The organism is Bacillus sp. z60-11, from assembly GCF_046464135.1.
GTDB lineage: Bacteria > Bacillota > Bacilli > Bacillales > Bacillaceae > Bacillus > Bacillus sonorensis_A.
Genome location: NZ_JBIYSN010000003.1, coordinates 209,936 through 225,278, shown reverse-complemented (window position 1 = coordinate 225,278; position 15,343 = coordinate 209,936). Strand labels below are relative to the sequence as shown.

Genomic DNA, 15,343 nt, shown 5'->3' with positions numbered 1-15,343 from the left:
CTAATTTGCCTTATCGATGGCTGATTGCATTTCTTTTGCACGCGTATCCAGCACTTGTTGAATATCCTGATTCTGATCAAAGAAGCTGATGTCATCGATCGCTTGCTGAAATGCGCGTGTCACCTGTGGATAAGCCGGTGTTACCGGTCGTGCGTGCCCCGTTTCTTTCAGCTGCTGCATGAAGACATTCATTTCATCCGAGAATTCTTTTGTCAGCACTTTCTCTGATGAATAGCGCACAGGCAGCGCGGCGATTGAACGGCTCAATTCCAGGTTGGATTCTTTGTTTGTCATCCAATCGACCAATTTTGCCGCCCACTCCTTGTTTTCAGACGTCTGTGTCATGGCGAACTGCCAGCTTCCTGAAGGGGAGACAAGCTTTTTTGTTTTTGGCGAAACAGGATACGGCATCACACCATAATCGACATTAGGAAAATTTGTTTCCATGTCGGTTACCGTCCAGACACCGCTCATTTTCAGCGGATATTTTTCCGTTTCAAACGCCTGCTTAACCGGAGTCCGGGTCGTATAGCCCTCCTTCAGCATTGTTTGAATAAATGTCATCGCTTCAACGGTCGGTTTATCGTTAAAAACACCCTCCGCTTTCTTGCCGTCTTTTGAAAGGATATCGCCGCCAGCCGACCAAACAAACGGCAAAAGCGCATACGTCAGCATTTCGTCTTTTGACTGTAATTGCATATCGATGGCCGGTTTGTCATATTGATTTTTCAGCTTTTTGCAAAGCTCAAGAAATTCGTCCCATGTCCATGGATTCTCAACCGTTGGCAGCGTTTTCAAATCAACGCCGGCGTCCTTCAGCATTTTTTTGTTATAGTAAATGCCGACCGACGATTCGCTGACGCCGATCGCATACAGTTTTCCCTGGTAAGTTCCCTGCTGCTTAATGCTCGGCAATAAATCATCCTGTCCTTTGATATACTCATCCAATGGCGCAATAACACCCGATTTCGCATAAGCCGCCGTATTCGGTCCGTCCAAAGTGATCACATCCGGCAGCGTGTTCGTCGTCAGCGCCGCGTTCACTTTGTCTTCATATCCGCCGCCGTTTCCGCTTCTGGGGATGAAATCAATTTTAGCCTCGACATTTTCAGAAGCATACTTTTTGTTGAAAGCGTCCACCCGCTTTTGATAGACCTTTCCTTCTTCACTATCATCAGATACGTGCACCCACACCGTAAGCGTTTTCCCATCATGGCTATTTGCATTTTTGCTATTGCTGCAGCCCCACATCGCAAACATCAACAACAACGATAAAACTCCGAAGAGCCACCTTTTCATCTTTGTCACTCCCCCCATTTATCATCAATCAATAAATAAAAGCGCTTTCAAATGAATTTTATGTCAACCGATTTCATATGTCAACCGGTTGACATATATTTTTCAATTTATTCTTCTCGGTACATTTCTCAGAATCATGGTATTTTCTTGCACATATCGGCCCGATTCTCTAAAATAAGTGCGTGACGAGAATTGTAAGCCATTTCAGTAAAAAGCAGGGGGACAAGGGAATGAAGCCTAGCATTCACGACGTTGCAAAAAAAGCGGGAGTTTCATCAACAACCGTTTCGCGGGTATTAAATAACCGCGGCTATATTAGCGAAAAAACAAAAGAAAAAGTCTACAGAGCGATGGAAGAAATCAATTACTTTCCAAACGATTTGGCCCGCTCTTTATTTCGTAAACGAACCAATTTAATAGGGCTCATCATCCCAAACTCCAGCAACCCGTTTTTCGGCGAACTGGCCTTTCATATTGAGAGCATCTGCGCTTCCATGGGCTACAAACTGCTGCTTTGCAACAGCTTAAATCGCAAAGACAAAGAAGAAAAATACTTGGAAATGCTGATGCGAAATCAAGTGGACGGCGTCATCGCCGTGACTTACAACAGGGGCATTTTAAATTATCATCGGCAAAACCTGCCGATTGTCGCCATCGACCATTACTTATCGGAAACGATTCCCGTCATCGGCTCCGACAACTATAACGGAGGAAAAAAAGCGACGGAACTGTTAATTGCAAAAGGCTGCCGGCACATCATCCATATCAACGGACCAATTGAGCTGAAAACACCGGCAAATCTTAGAAGAAAAGCATATGAAGATGTGATGCAACAACACGGGAGACAGCCGATTACATATGAAGTTCCCTTTCATCAAAATTACCGGGAAATCATCTCAAAGCTGTTTGATGAACAGCCTGCAGCTGACGGCATTTTTGCCAGCGATGATCTCATGGCCGCTACAGTCATCACCGAAGCGAAAAAACGCGGAAAAGACATCCCGGGGCAATTAAAGGTGATCGGCTACGACGGAACGGAAGCGGTTCAGTCCATCCTTCCGGAATTGACAACCATCCAGCAGCCGATCGAACTCATTTCCAAGACGGCCATCGAGATTTTGTCCAAAGCCATTGAAGGTGAATTCGATGATTTGCCGCTGGAAACCTATTTGCCCGTACAGCTTTTAGAAGGCGAGACGACTTAAAATCACGGCACAAAAAAGGAGACAATGGATGTCTCCTTTCTTCATGACATATCCTGATCTATCCAATTGTAAAAAAGATAAAATTTACATTACAAACCTAAAATTTAACTTATATTTCTAGACAAACTCACCTCCACATGATAGATTTAAAGACAAGTTTTCAAAAAATTCTAATTTTGTATGGAGGTGCCTTTAGTTGAATGTAAGCCACTTTTTTCCTGAAACTCTTGTTTCTCTTGTAAAAGACATGTTAACCAAAACCGATGGTTCAACAACCAAAGCGATTGAAACGCTGATCGGCGGCAAAGTCGAAATCGAAGTTTTTCAGCAAAATGATATTGATTATGACAAGCTGTCACCTGAAGAAGCGAGACTGTTTCAACGCGATGATGAAATCTTGTTTAGGACCTCCTCTTTGAAAACAGGCAATGATTACTTATCCTATAATTATGTCTATGTCAAAACAAATTTACTGCCGCCCGCCATCAAACAAGATTTGCAGGAAGAAAGGCTTCCCATCGGGAAAATCATTGCAGAACTGGAGTCAAGGCGTGAAATTTTCAGCACGGGCGACTGCCTGGGAAAACATTTCACACACCTTGTACCTGTTTCGGCAGATCGGACATATGCTTTTAAAAAATATCAGATCATCAGCGGCCGGCAGTGCATGTTCTATGTCTGCGAGCTGTTCGATCTAGAAAAAATCTGCGAACTGACGCCGGGCTGATCTTTTGCCCGCCCTTCCCAAGCGCTTTTCCCGCCTTTTTCCAACAAAAAACCCCTGAGGACAGGGGCTTGCAAACTTTTATTGGTAAACCGACTTCGGCACATGTACGACAGGGTTTCCGGCGACATACGGTGCAACGTCATACTGTTGGAATACAATAGTAATGCCGTCTTTTGTAAAATAGAAGGCTGTCTGTTTATCAAGGACGATATCTTTCTTCTTCACGTCCGGGAAGAAAACATCCTGATGTTTACGAATGTAGCTGAGGATATGGTCTTTTGCTTTATCAACCTTTTTTTTCGTATTCAAAATATCTGTCAAATAGACGCGCTTTTTCGCTTTCAGATCATAGTTGAACGAGCGGACAGCTGTATTGCCGTGTGCTCCCCCTGAATATACATAGTTCTCCGTTAAGATGCTCAGCTTTTTGTCGTTCAGATATTTCACGCTGAACGCCGTTTGATAAGCGGTTTGATAACCGTGCTGTTCACCGTCTTGTTTATTTTTCAAATAGTCTTTGTAAGACTGTTCAATATAACGCTTAAAGTCATTGTTGATCTTGTTTTGCAGAGATTTGCTGCTTATATTCTGAACCTGGGGATAGACAAGCTCCTTGACATTTTTATATGTATGGCTTGTCACCGTCGGTTTTTGCCCATTCACAGCATAAGCCGAAGGAATCGCAGACCCGCCGTACACCAGCAATACCAAAAGCCCTGTGAGCAGAATGGCTGCCGCTTTAAAAAATGATTTTTTGTTCATCATTTAGCCTCCTTAAAAGTGTCATTTTTTATATTACCCGTTTTTAAAACAGGTACACATTTTAAGACTGAGGATCACGAAAAAAAGTTTCTATTTTAAGTTAAATATTTTTAAAATATCCCAATTAAAAACCGGCTTCATTTTTTTAATGAAGCCGGTTGACTGCCGTTTCCTTTCTCTTTTTGATATTGCCTGTTGGCGAAAACGGCAAATACCAGGGAAGCCGCGGACATCAACAAGGAAGCCTTGAGCAGGCCGATCATTAAACAGAGCGCGCTGATGAAAATCCATGCTTGAACGGACGCCTTCATGTTATTCCTCCAGATTAAAACTTAATTTCTCATCTCGCATTTTCCTTATATTTAACGCATCAAACACGAGCGCTTTCGCGGCGGCATACGCATTGTATTCAATTCTCTCCAGCATGTCGTACGCCTTGTGCAATGTTCGGTCAAGCACGAGAATCCCGTGTTTGTTCAGCAGCATGGCCTGGGGCAAAGGCTGTTCTTTTTTGCTGTTAACATCGGCTCTGACCGTTTCCGCCAGCTCCTTTGAAGTGGCCGGGGCAAAGGTGAGCGACCTAATGCGGCCAAGCTTTTGCGTAGCCTCAGTGATGTTCGGGAGATCCATGCCCAATGAAGCGAACACCAAAGATTCCTTCGGATGCGCATGGAGAACACAGCCGATGTCTTCCCTTTCTTGATAACAGGCCATGTGCATATTGATTTCCCTTGTGATGTTTCCTTCTCCTTCGATTTTCTGCTCATCCATATCAACGACAAGGATTTCAAATGGTTTGAGATCGCAAAACTTTTGCTGGGACATTAAGGTCGGTGTCATGATGATATGATGCTCGTTCATTCTGACGCTCACATTTCCGCCTGCGGCGTTCGTTTCAAAACGGGTAAACATCAGCTTGACAACTTTGCACAGGTCCTCTCGTTCTTTACGATATAACACGATGATCATCTCCCAATTCTGTAATGATGATTTGCGAAAACAAGCTTTCGGCTTCAGACATATCAAAATCTGTGCAATTTTGCTTTGCCGCTTTGGATGCTGCACAAGCCACAGCATAGCGCAGCATCGTTTGGAAATCGGCTTTTTGCACCAATTGAGCCATGAATGCCCCGACAAACACATCTCCGGCACCTGTATCATTCCGCTCATGAACGGCCGCCGATGTCACGCGGTATATCCGGCCGTTGCGGGAGGCATAGCACCCGTCGCGTCCGAGCGATATGACGACATAATCGATTTTGTCGGCCAGAAGGCGCAGCTTCTCCAATAAAGACAGCCGCTGTCCGCTAAACAATTCCTCAGCCTCATGCTGATTCGGCTTTATAAAATCCACTCCCAGCTCAACAGCCAAACATAGCGCCTCCCCTGAGAGATCACAGGCAATAAAGCAGCCTTTCCTTTTCAATGCAGCGAGAATTTCCTTCAGCTTTGCATTCGTATAGCCGGGAGGCAGAGATCCGGCCATCACAACGGAATCGTTGGGGGTGACATGCCGATCGATAAAACGAATGAGCCTTTGGTGATTCTCCTCTGAAACGGGAAAGCCGTCTCCGGTGATCATCAAACTGCCTTCATCCGTTTCATCAAGCAAAACGATACACTCCCTGGTCGACGCCCCCTCTTCAACAAAAAGATGGTGACTGACCTTTTTGTCGGTCAGAATCGCTTCCATTAATGTGCGGTTTCCTGATCCGATAAAGCCGAGCGCTTGATTGACGACACCGAACTTGGATAAGGCATGTGAAACGTGGAGCCCTTTGCCTCCCAAGTCGTATTCCGTTTCGGCCACCCGGTTCGTTTTTTTCCTAGTCAAACGTCCAGTTGTCTTTATCAGCCGGTCAATGGCAGGATTCAGTGTAATCGTATATATCATAGCGGTTGCCTCCTTATACCGTTTCTTCCTTTTCCAGTTCTTTCGTCCGCTTCTTCATCATCCGGCAATACAAGGCGAAGAAAAGGAGCCATACGGCGGCGAGAATAAGGCCGGCGACATGGCCTTGCAACAATTCACCCGCTTTTGCAAAAATATAGCGAAACACCGGGTATTCCAGCGTACTCCAAGACAGCATCTGGCCTTCACCGATCTTCACCGCGTTTGTATCCTTTGCCAGCTGTGTGATGGATGGTGCAAAACCGGTGGCAATATACAGAAATACAGGTGTCGTAATGATGCCCAAAAGCAGCATGCGCAGGAGGTTGCCTCCGGTAATGATCAGTGCCGGCACGGCTAATGAAATATTAATGATCCCGGCGAACGGCAAAATCGCATTGCCGGGCAAAAGGACGGCATAGATTAACGTAACGGGAACCATCAAGATCATCGCTACCCATGCTTCACTGCTTCCCGCCAAAATCGGCCAATCGAGACCGATGAACAGCTTCCGGTTTTTAAATTTGTTTTTCATAAACTCAGAAATGGCATCCGACAATGGAGAGAGCGCTTGCATGAAGAGCTTGGCAACCATCGGAAACAATGTTAAGGCAGCAGCAGCCTGTACGGCGAGCATCAGCATGTCGGGGACGGAATAGCCGGCTGTCATCCCAAGCAGCAGGCCGATGATGAAGCCCATCACATGATTCTCCGCAAAAACACCCATTTTTTCTTTTAATGTATCGGCGTCAACATGCCGGTCAAACAACGGTATCTTGCTGATGACCCAGTTGAACGGAAGCAAAAACACAGCAAACAGCATCATACTGTGCGAGACGGTGACGCCGGGGATTCCCGTTATCCTTTCAATTTGTTTTTGGTTCACATCGGCCAGGATCAGCTCAATTACCATTTGAACGGCAGCGACCAAAAAGGCGATATAAAGATTCCCGGTGACACCGATCACAAGGACGGCTGTTAAGATCTTCCCCCACACATTCCATAAATCAACGTTTAATGTCTTCGTTTGATTGAAAAAAAGCATGATGGCATTAATCAGCATTTGCAGCGGAAACATCAGAAACGCGAGCGGCCATGCCCAGGCCAGGGTGGCCAGCGATGTCCAGCCCCCATCGATCGTATTGAGCTGTATACCCGTTCTTTTGACGAGAGCTTGAGCAGCGGGTGTCAGTGCATCCAGCATAAATCCGATGACAATGTTCATTCCGACAAAGGCAACGCCGAGTATGACCGCTGCATTGACGGCATCCTTCCATTTCATTCTGGAAGCGATGCCGACAAGAAACATAAGAAGCGGCACAAATACAGCTGCCCCGAGATCCAATACATACTGAATAATGCTTTGCAATAGCTCCATCCGGGCCACCTCCGCTTATGTTAATAATTGAATCAGCCTATCCGTTTCTTCCTGAAGCCCCATCCCCGTTAAAAAAGCGATACCATTTAATGTCGGAATGGCATATTCTTTTTTGGTTTTTGTAATGGCGATATAAACATCGCTTGAGCCGATGTACTGCTCCAATGATTTAATATCGACCGCGTCCACGCTTGCACGGATGCCGTTTTCCTCCAATATCCTTTTTACTTTTGAAGCAACAGTCTGGCTTGTCGCCACTCCCGACCCGCACGCTACGATCACTTTTTTCATTTTCATCACTCCTGCACAGTTTGTTTTAGAAAGGTGAACAATTGTTTTTTCTCATCCATCGTCTTCAAACGTCTGACAAAGCGGCTGTCATTCAACTTTTCGATCAGAAGTTGCAGCACTTTGACCTGTTTGCAGGGATCTTTCACCCCCAGTACAAAAAAACAATCGATATCCACTTCCTGATCTTCTGTCCCCATATGGATGAACGGCAATTTTTGGTCATTTTTCACAACCGCGATAAAGGCCTGCTTCACGTGCCTGGCATCGGTATGGGGAAGACCGATGCTAAATTCCGGAAGCGCCAGCCCTGTCGGATATTGCCGTTCCCTCTCTATGATCGCGCCTGTAAACGACTTTTCGACATATCCCAATTGCTCTAATGCACAACCGATTTCTGTTAGCAGTTCAGACGGCGTTTGTGCATGGATATCGGTAAAAATGAGTTCTTCCTTGAATAAATCAGCTTCATTCACCTTCTCCACCCCCTTCCCTCAGAAGACAGGCAGATACGATCGAGGACATCTCTTTTTGTCTGTGCCTTCCATATCTTCGCTGAGTCATTCAAAAACAAATCGTTCAAATGCAGAAGAGTAGGTACATGATGATGTTCATCTTCGGGAGCCAGCACGACAATCGCTTTTGCAGCATTTCCGTCAGGCATGACCACACGGTGCCTGCATATCAAAATGCTGAAATCCTCATGCACCACCCCATCGTCCGGCTTCGCGTGCGGGAGATAGATGAACGGGCCAATCATCATTCTGCGGCTTTCCTCCGCAAACAGTTCCGTCAGCCGCCGCTTATAATTTTCATTGATGGACCCCCTTAACTTCATGGGCTTAATCGCTTGTTCAAGCGCTTCTTCCCAACTCATGTCCCTTTCAGTAAAACCGATATGGTCTTCTGAAAATGGGAACAGCTTTTCACCTTTAATGCGATCGTCGTTTGCACATGCAGAAGAAGATGATTGATTAAAGAAAGACATGAGTTTCTCTTGCACAGCCGGATAATCCTTTTGATCGATATAATCTTTCAAATGAAATAATAATTCGCGCGCCTTTTTTTCACTATCTTGTTCTATATATTTTTGAATCTCTTTTTTTAATAAGAAGCGATCTTTCTCATTTAAAATCGGATCGACTAAAAACGTTTTTTTCACAGTATTTAAAGGGACGGTTGAAAAAATAAAATCCACCTTTTGTTCGTGTTCTTTAAAATTCCGCTCCGCATATGCGCCAATGAACTGAAAATGGGGAAACATTCCTTTTAATGTTTCAAGGAGAAGCTTTGATACAGAAATTCCGTTCCGGCATACAACCAAAGCTTTAAAGACAAAATCCGCTTCTCCTTCTGTCTGATGAATCCAGGCCTGTACAATCATCGCAAGATAAGCGACCTCTTCCTGCGAGAGCGGCAGCCCGATAACCTTTTCGATCGGAAAAACGGAATTGCTGACGATGGAATAGACGGATGGAAATTCGCCGATAAATTGATCCTTTAATGGATTGTCGATGTTCAGCCCCATCTTTATTCTGTAAACCGCAGGCCGCAAATGGAGAAGCAGCCTATGTTTAAGCTCTTCTTTCTTCATTAAATCTGTCGCCAGCTGTCCTTCAAGCACATCGAGGAATTCATGGACGCAATTCACCAGATCCCCGCCGCTTGAAAGATCAAGTGCAGATTCAAGCTTGTTGGATGACAGCACCTGAAGAGACAAATACAATTTATCGTTTTCACTCAGCTCGGTCATACCCCAAAATATATTTTTAAGACACTGATATTCCTTTGTATGGATGAGGTCCGCCTCTTCAAATTCAAGCGTCCACTCCCGCCTGCATTCCTTGATCCGCCTGATCAGCAAGTAGAGGACGATCGGTAAATCTTCAATTTGTTCGTCAGTCAGCGAAATCTTCAATTCTTTTTCCGCTTTCATTAAGCGTTCTTTTAAAAGGAACAGCTCATTTTGATCGATCAGCCCTTTCCGCTCCAATAAGGCGGCGCCGGCATCGCGAGTCAGCAGTTTTTTCGTCTCAATGACCAGCTTTTTGCGAATGCGATACTCAGAGCCGATCAACTGATAACCGTCTTTTCTCGAATATTGCAAATCCAGCGATTCGTTTCGCAAAGATTCCTTGACGGCCTTCATATCATGGAGCATCGTATTTTTGCTGACCGCTGCAAAGTCAGCCAGCTCTTTTAAAGAATCACGGGCCGGATTTGTGGAGAGTTTAATGACGATCAGGCCCGTTCTCAGTTCCGGCGGAATGTAGTCCAGTTCAACAAATGTTGCCTTTTTCAGCATGATATAAAGGTATTCCCGCGTTTTGTCAGAGATCAAAATGCGGCCGTCTTCTCGGGTAATTTGAATCAAATCCAGCTTCTGCTTGCCAATGTAGTCATTCAGCTGTCTAATATGGCTGCAAATTGCACTTTTATTTTGGCTGATCTCTTTTTCGATCCAATCGACCGTAGAAGAACGATTCATCACTAAATGCTGAACAACGTCTTTTAATTTATTTTTCATCTAATCCCCCCTTCTATCCCGAGACCTTAGTTCTATTATATTTTTAAAGCGACCGGAAATATGGTAGTTGAACACAATTTAGAAAACGCTTTCAAATATCGATTGTGATCATCTTTTTCTGTTTCCGGGATATGATAAATATCTGAAGAAATACCGCCTGAAGGCAGTTTGTCGAAAACCCATTGATCCGGTGTTTTTCCCACAATCTATAAATCAAAGATGTTTAAAATGGACCATTTGATTCATACGTATTTTGCAAACCTGGAATTGAAAGATAACACACTTCAATATGAAGCCTTTGATGCATCACCTTGTTGAACGTTCTCACAACTGCTTTTCAGAAAAAATCACACCTTGAGTCGATTTAATATCATTCAAGGCCATAGACATTTATACGATGCTGTCCAATCCGAAGACATCAAGCAAACCTCGAATGGAACGAATGGCTGCAGAGGAAAATGAAAAATATCAAACGGTATGGAAAAATACCTAAACAGAGAGATTTTTGCCAAATACCATTGACATTTTCATAAAAAGTATTAATATTAAAATTATTATAAAAATCGCATAAAAAAGGTTTTCCTTATCAAGAGTGGTGGAGGGACTGGCCCTGTGAAACCCGGCAACCGCTGTCTATGACAGAATGGTGCTAAATCCTTAAGAGCGTATTCGCGTTCTTGAAGATAAGGAGGAGATTGTCTATCAAGCTCTTCCTTATCAGGAAGAGCTTTTTTATGTTACCAAAACAGAAAGAGGGATCAATCATGACAAATCCAGCAGCTGAACTGTCACAAACGCCAAATCAAAAAAAGGGGCCGTACCGGGCTGATCAAGTGGGCAGCCTTTTGCGGTCAGAACCTGTGAAAAGAGCGCGCCTTCAAAAAGCGTCCGGTGAAATCACCGCTGAACAATTGCGCGAAGTCGAGAACGAAGAGATCAAGCGCATCGTTGAAAAACAAAAAGAGATTGGGCTTCAAGCCGTGACAGACGGCGAATTCCGCCGCTCATGGTGGCACTTCGACTTTCTGGAGGGCCTTGACGGTGTAGAGGGTTATACAGCGGACAAGGGAATTCAATTTCACAATGTAGTAACAAAACCGCGCGGCATAAAAGTGACCGGCAAAGTCGATTTTACGAATCATCCAATGCTTGACGATTATCGTTTTCTTCATCGTATTGCCGGAGACCATACGGCGAAAATGACAATTCCGAGCCCGAATATGCTGTTTTTCAGAGGAAAGCTTGATGAAAGCCCGTACGCGGATCTGGATGAGTTCCATCATGATGTGGCCCAAGCTTACAAAAAAGCGATCGACGCGTTTTATGATGCAGGCTGCCGCTATCTGCAGCTTGACGACACAGCTTGGTCCGTATTTTTCTCTGAAAAGGGACACGAACAAATCAAAGCGTTCGGACGCCAGCCTGATGAACTGCGTGAATCCTTCGCCAAAACGATCAATGAAGCGCTTGACGGACGCCCTGATGATTTGACCGTCACCATGCATATTTGCCGCGGAAACTTCCGTTCGACATATGTGGCCTCAGGCGGCTACGACGCGGCCGCGGAAACGATTTTCGACGGACTGAACCTTGACGGACTCTTCCTGGAATTTGACGATGAACGCTCCGGCGGGTTTGAACCGCTTCGTTACGTCAAACGGAAAGATTTACAGATCGTCCTCGGCTTAATTACTTCTAAGTTTGGAGAGCTTGAAGACCCTGCAGCCGTCAAGCGCCGTATTGAAGAAGCTTCCCGCTATGTTGATCTGAGCCAGCTCTGCCTGAGTCCGCAGTGCGGCTTCGCTTCAACGGAAGAGGGAAACCTTTTAACGGAAGAACAGCAGTGGGAAAAACTGCGCCATGTAATTGACATTGCAGAAGATGTGTGGAAATAAAAACACGCGTTTGAGACATACCGTAATCGGTATGTCTCTTTTTTTTTGCCCGCGTTTTTACAATTTAAAAATCCTTCTTGATTTGTTCATAGTTTGATCATATTTGGCTTCTATAATGCATGTAAGTGAGGTGACCGAATAATGGAAAAGAAAAGGAAAATTGATATCTTTCTTGTATTGATTCTCGCATTATCTGCATGTTTAAACCTTTACGGCATCTGGAATAACGACACAGACAACGCCTACTATACGGCGGCCGTTGAGAGTATGACCCAAAGCTTTCATAATTTCTTTTACGCATCTTTTGACCCGGCAGGCTTTGTAACGGTTGATAAACCGCCTGTCGCATTATGGATTCAAACACTGTTCGCTCTCGTATTCGGCGTGCACGGCTGGAGCGTCGTTCTGCCCGAAGCGATTGCTGAAGTGATCTCTGTATCACTCTTGTACTTTATTGTAAAACCGACCTTCGGAAAAACGGCGGCAAGAATAGCGGCTCTCGTGATGGCATGTACACCGATTGCCGTTGCCGTCAGCCATACAAACAACGTTGACAGCATTCTCGTCCTTTGTTTGATGATCGCAACATGGATGTTGTTTAAAGCCGTCCGCAAAGGAAAAATCGGATGGCTGCTCGGAGCCTTCTGTATGGTCGGCGTCGGCTTTAACGTCAAAATGCTGCAAGCTTATATGGTATTGCCTGCATTCATGCTATTTTACCTGATGGCAGCAAAGACGACGATTCGCAAAAAAATCGTTTCCCTTATCACAGCAGTTATCGTTCTGGCAGGTGTTTCCGTTTCCTGGGCGGTCATCGTCGACAGCCAGCCGGAAAGTTCGCGGCCTTATATCGGAAGCAGCCAAACCAACTCGGTACTGGAGCTCGCTTTTGGCTACAACGGAATCCAGCGTCTTACCGGACAAAACGGTTCAGGCGGAGGAGCTGCTTCTGATCAAGAGCAAAAGAACCAGCAGCAGGAAACACCACAGCAACAAAACGATAGTTCCGATAACAGTTCGGACTCAGAAACTGAACAAATGACTCCGCCAAGCGGAAGCGAGATGCCTTCAGGCGGACCTGGCGGCCAAATGGGCGATGTCCAAAACGGCGGCGGTCCCGGAGGCGGCGGAAACGGTGCAGGTTCTTTCGGCACAGGAACACCCGGGCCACTGAGATTGTTCCAATCTGAGCTTTCCGGACAGGCAAGCTGGCTGATTCCGTTCGTCTTCTTCGGCATCATCGGTTTACTAATTACAGGCCTTCGCGGTCAACGAAAATTCAATGAGACAACGAATGAAACGATTTTCTGGACAATGTGGCTGTTGCCGGTCGCTGGATTCTTCAGTGTCGCCGGATTCTTCCACCACTACTATCTGATCATGCTGGCAGCACCGATTGCCGCCTTGTCAGGTGCGGGATGGACGGCATTAGTCCGCCTCTATCAGGATGAAAACGGCTGGAAAAAATGGCTTCTTCCGAGCGGTGTTCTGCTGACAACCGCGTTTGAATTGTATATCTTCAGCCCTTATCTCAGCGAGATCGGAATCGGCTGGAGCATCGCGATCGGCGCTTTCGGAGTCGTCACAAGCTGTCTGCTCATCTTTGTCAAAAAAGGAAAGTCGTTCAGCTACTACGTTTCAGTTGCAGCGCTTCTCGGCATGCTGATCGGTCCTTTCTACTGGACTGCCGCGACCCTCGCTGACGGGGTGAACGGGATGATCCCGCAAGCCGGACCTACATCCGCACAATCATTTGGCGGCGGGGGAGGCGGCAAGATGAACAACAGCGGCGGACCTCCTGGATTCGGCAGCCAAAATGGCCAAACAGACAATAATGAAAACAACGATAATAACGGGTCAACAGATTCCGACTCCAAGCAAAACAGCCAAAACGCCAATGAAGCTCCAGCAGGCATGAGCCCTGACAGCTCCGGCCAGTTTCAGCAAGGCAGACGGGGCAGCGGCGAATCAGTCGATGAAGAACTGTTGAGCTACCTGGAAAAGAACAACACTGGAGAAAAATATTTATTTGCAGTCTCCAGCGCAACTTCAGCTCAATCTTACATCATCAAAACAGGCAAAGCTGTGATGGCGATGGGCGGATTCTCAGGAAGCGACCCGATTTTGACCGTTGAAAAACTCGAAAAGCTTGTCAAAAACGGTGAAGTCAAATACTTCATGATTGGCGATGGCAGAGGCCGAGATCATTCGGAACTCACCAACTGGATTAAAGAAAACGGCACGAAGGTTTCCAAAAGCGAATACAGCAGCTCTTCTTCAGATAACAGTTCTCAGTCGGGCGGACCTGGTGGAAATCAGACGCTCTATAAAGTGGAGCTGGATTGATGAAAGGAAAGGTGATCAATATGAACGAACCCGTCACATTTTCAATTGTTGTTCCCGTCTTTAACGAGGCGGAAGTCCTCGACAGCACCTATGAAAGACTGAAAAGCGTCATGGATTCAACCGGAGAACCATATGAGCTGATTTTTGTAAATGACGGCTCCAGCGATAACAGCATCCATATGCTGAAGTCGCTGGCTCAGGCCGATCCGGCTGTCAAATGCATCAATTTCTCAAGAAACTTCGGCCACCAGATTGCGATCACCGCCGGCACGGACTATGCTGCCGGCAAGGCGATCGTCGTCATCGACGCCGATCTTCAGGATCCTCCTGAACTGATTTTGGAAATGGCTGAAAAATGGCGCCAAGGCTTTGACGTGGTCTACGCCGTCCGAACGAAGCGCGAGGGAGAGACATTTTTCAAAAAGCAGACGGCCTCCATGTTTTACCGCATGCTAAGACGTCTCACAGATGTCGACATTCCGGTCGATACTGGAGATTTCCGGCTCATGGACCGCAAAGTCGTCAATGAAATGAACAAGCTGAAAGAGAAAAACCCGTTTGTCCGCGGGCTTGTCAGCTGGCTCGGCTTCAAGCAGACGGCCGTCTATTACGAGCGCCACGAACGGCTTGCAGGGGAAACGAAGTATCCGCTCAAAAAAATGCTGAAGCTGTCGCTCGACGGCATCACTTCATTTTCCTTTCAGCCTTTGAAGCTGGCAAGCTACTCAGGAATCGCGCTGTCAGCGATCGGCTTTATATACGCTTTCATCGTCGTCTGCCTGAAGCTGTTTACGACAAGCACCATTACCGGCTGGTCATCGATGATTATTCTGCAATGTCTGTTCAGCGGCTTCATCCTGATCATCCTCGGAGCCATCGGCGAATATATCGGCCGCATTTATGATGAAGTGAAGGACCGGCCGCTCTACATTGTAGATGAAAAATACGGATTTGAAGAACAAAGGCGGGCTGTCGCACCGCAGCGTCATATCATGTAGCCAAAATGAACCAAAAAGGAGAGATTT

Annotated in this window: 14 protein-coding genes and 1 riboswitch; of the genes, 5 read left to right on the top strand and 9 right to left on the bottom strand. The window is 45.9% G+C overall.

From position 1 onward, the window contains the following. Positions 1–1,299 (bottom strand): ABC transporter substrate-binding protein, encoded by a 1,299-nt coding sequence (locus ACINLD_RS10985; RefSeq protein WP_026589307.1) that lies wholly within the window; start codon positions 1,297–1,299, stop codon positions 1–3. A 230-nt stretch (positions 1,300–1,529) separates the two neighbouring features. Between ACINLD_RS10985 and ACINLD_RS10980 the strand changes: the two genes are divergently transcribed. Continuing rightward, positions 1,530–2,504: a LacI family DNA-binding transcriptional regulator gene (locus ACINLD_RS10980; protein ID WP_026589308.1), complete on the top strand. Its 975-nt coding sequence runs from the start codon at positions 1,530–1,532 to the stop codon at positions 2,502–2,504. 196 nt (positions 2,505–2,700) lie between these two features. Then, positions 2,701–3,231 carry a chorismate--pyruvate lyase family protein gene (locus ACINLD_RS10975; RefSeq protein WP_026589309.1) on the top strand — a complete coding sequence of 177 codons (531 nt, stop codon included), beginning with the start codon at positions 2,701–2,703 and terminating at the stop codon, positions 3,229–3,231. 78 nt (positions 3,232–3,309) lie between these two features. Here ACINLD_RS10975 and ACINLD_RS10970 read toward each other — a convergent pair whose 3' ends face one another. The 8 genes from ACINLD_RS10970 to ACINLD_RS10935 all read right to left on the bottom strand — a co-directional run bounded on the left by ACINLD_RS10970 (position 3,310) and on the right by ACINLD_RS10935 (position 10,077). Next, a complete protein-coding gene (locus ACINLD_RS10970; protein ID WP_026589310.1) occupies positions 3,310–3,993 on the bottom strand; it encodes a DUF3298 and DUF4163 domain-containing protein in 684 nt (227 codons plus the stop codon). A gap of 137 nt (positions 3,994–4,130) precedes the next feature. Then, on the bottom strand, positions 4,131–4,304 hold the full coding sequence (locus ACINLD_RS10965; RefSeq protein WP_163170542.1) for a hypothetical protein: 174 nt from the start codon (positions 4,302–4,304) through the stop codon (positions 4,131–4,133). 1 nt (position 4,305) lies between these two features. Continuing rightward, complete coding sequence (locus ACINLD_RS10960) at positions 4,306–4,953, bottom strand: class II aldolase/adducin family protein (protein ID WP_409444395.1); 648 nt, start codon at positions 4,951–4,953, stop codon at positions 4,306–4,308. After that, positions 4,940–5,887, bottom strand: coding sequence for a 1-phosphofructokinase family hexose kinase (locus tag ACINLD_RS10955; RefSeq protein ID WP_026589312.1), 948 nt, complete (start codon positions 5,885–5,887; stop codon positions 4,940–4,942). The genes ACINLD_RS10960 and ACINLD_RS10955 overlap by 14 nt, the downstream gene beginning before the upstream one ends. A 13-nt stretch (positions 5,888–5,900) precedes the next feature. Then, positions 5,901–7,262 (bottom strand): PTS galactitol transporter subunit IIC, encoded by a 1,362-nt coding sequence (locus ACINLD_RS10950; protein WP_026589313.1) that lies wholly within the window; start codon positions 7,260–7,262, stop codon positions 5,901–5,903. 15 nt (positions 7,263–7,277) lie between these two features. Beyond that, positions 7,278–7,553 carry a PTS sugar transporter subunit IIB gene (locus ACINLD_RS10945; RefSeq protein ID WP_026589314.1) on the bottom strand — a complete coding sequence of 92 codons (276 nt, stop codon included), beginning with the start codon at positions 7,551–7,553 and terminating at the stop codon, positions 7,278–7,280. Between the two features lie 5 nt (positions 7,554–7,558). After that, positions 7,559–8,026, bottom strand: a complete 468-nt coding sequence (locus tag ACINLD_RS10940) for a PTS sugar transporter subunit IIA (RefSeq protein WP_051290443.1) — start codon at positions 8,024–8,026, stop codon at positions 7,559–7,561. Continuing rightward, the gene (locus ACINLD_RS10935; RefSeq protein ID WP_051290444.1) at positions 8,023–10,077 is read right to left on the bottom strand and encodes a BglG family transcription antiterminator; all 2,055 of its coding nucleotides are present in this window, start codon (positions 10,075–10,077) and stop codon (positions 8,023–8,025) included. Before ACINLD_RS10935 ends, ACINLD_RS10940 begins: the two co-directional genes overlap by 4 nt. Positions 10,078–10,657: 580 nt before the next feature. Beyond that, a riboswitch (SAM riboswitch) is annotated at positions 10,658–10,767 on the top strand. Positions 10,768–10,811: 44 nt separating this feature from the next. Between ACINLD_RS10935 and ACINLD_RS10930 the strand changes: the two genes are divergently transcribed. From ACINLD_RS10930 to ACINLD_RS10920, 3 genes are all read left to right on the top strand, one after another. After that, positions 10,812–11,972 (top strand): 5-methyltetrahydropteroyltriglutamate--homocysteine S-methyltransferase, encoded by a 1,161-nt coding sequence (locus ACINLD_RS10930; RefSeq protein ID WP_372708759.1) that lies wholly within the window; start codon positions 10,812–10,814, stop codon positions 11,970–11,972. Between the two features lie 141 nt (positions 11,973–12,113). Further along, positions 12,114–14,318, top strand: a complete 2,205-nt coding sequence (locus ACINLD_RS10925) for a glycosyltransferase family 39 protein (RefSeq protein WP_409444396.1) — start codon at positions 12,114–12,116, stop codon at positions 14,316–14,318. Beyond that, on the top strand, positions 14,318–15,316 hold the full coding sequence (locus ACINLD_RS10920; protein ID WP_077735956.1) for a glycosyltransferase family 2 protein: 999 nt from the start codon (positions 14,318–14,320) through the stop codon (positions 15,314–15,316). Before ACINLD_RS10925 ends, ACINLD_RS10920 begins: the two co-directional genes overlap by 1 nt. The last annotated feature ends 27 nt before the right edge of the window (positions 15,317–15,343 follow it).

What these genes read in the sequence shown, in the direction of transcription:
- ACINLD_RS10935 (WP_051290444.1), bottom strand. Translation starts at nt 10,077, where the DNA reads ATGAAAAATAAATTAAAAGACGTTGTTCAGCATTTAGTGATGAATCGT.
- ACINLD_RS10920 (WP_077735956.1), top strand. Translation starts at nt 14,318, where the DNA reads ATGAAAGGAAAGGTGATCAATATGAACGAACCCGTCACATTTTCAATT.
- ACINLD_RS10945 (WP_026589314.1), bottom strand. Translation starts at nt 7,553, where the DNA reads ATGAAAAAAGTGATCGTAGCGTGCGGGTCGGGAGTGGCGACAAGCCAG.
- ACINLD_RS10955 (WP_026589312.1), bottom strand. Translation starts at nt 5,887, where the DNA reads ATGATATATACGATTACACTGAATCCTGCCATTGACCGGCTGATAAAG.
- ACINLD_RS10965 (WP_163170542.1), bottom strand. Translation starts at nt 4,304, where the DNA reads ATGAAGGCGTCCGTTCAAGCATGGATTTTCATCAGCGCGCTCTGTTTA.
- ACINLD_RS10925 (WP_409444396.1), top strand. Translation starts at nt 12,114, where the DNA reads ATGGAAAAGAAAAGGAAAATTGATATCTTTCTTGTATTGATTCTCGCA.
- ACINLD_RS10985 (WP_026589307.1), bottom strand. Translation starts at nt 1,299, where the DNA reads ATGAAAAGGTGGCTCTTCGGAGTTTTATCGTTGTTGTTGATGTTTGCG.
- ACINLD_RS10970 (WP_026589310.1), bottom strand. Translation starts at nt 3,993, where the DNA reads ATGAACAAAAAATCATTTTTTAAAGCGGCAGCCATTCTGCTCACAGGG.
- ACINLD_RS10930 (WP_372708759.1), top strand. Translation starts at nt 10,812, where the DNA reads ATGTTACCAAAACAGAAAGAGGGATCAATCATGACAAATCCAGCAGCT.
- ACINLD_RS10980 (WP_026589308.1), top strand. Translation starts at nt 1,530, where the DNA reads ATGAAGCCTAGCATTCACGACGTTGCAAAAAAAGCGGGAGTTTCATCA.
- ACINLD_RS10950 (WP_026589313.1), bottom strand. Translation starts at nt 7,262, where the DNA reads ATGGAGCTATTGCAAAGCATTATTCAGTATGTATTGGATCTCGGGGCA.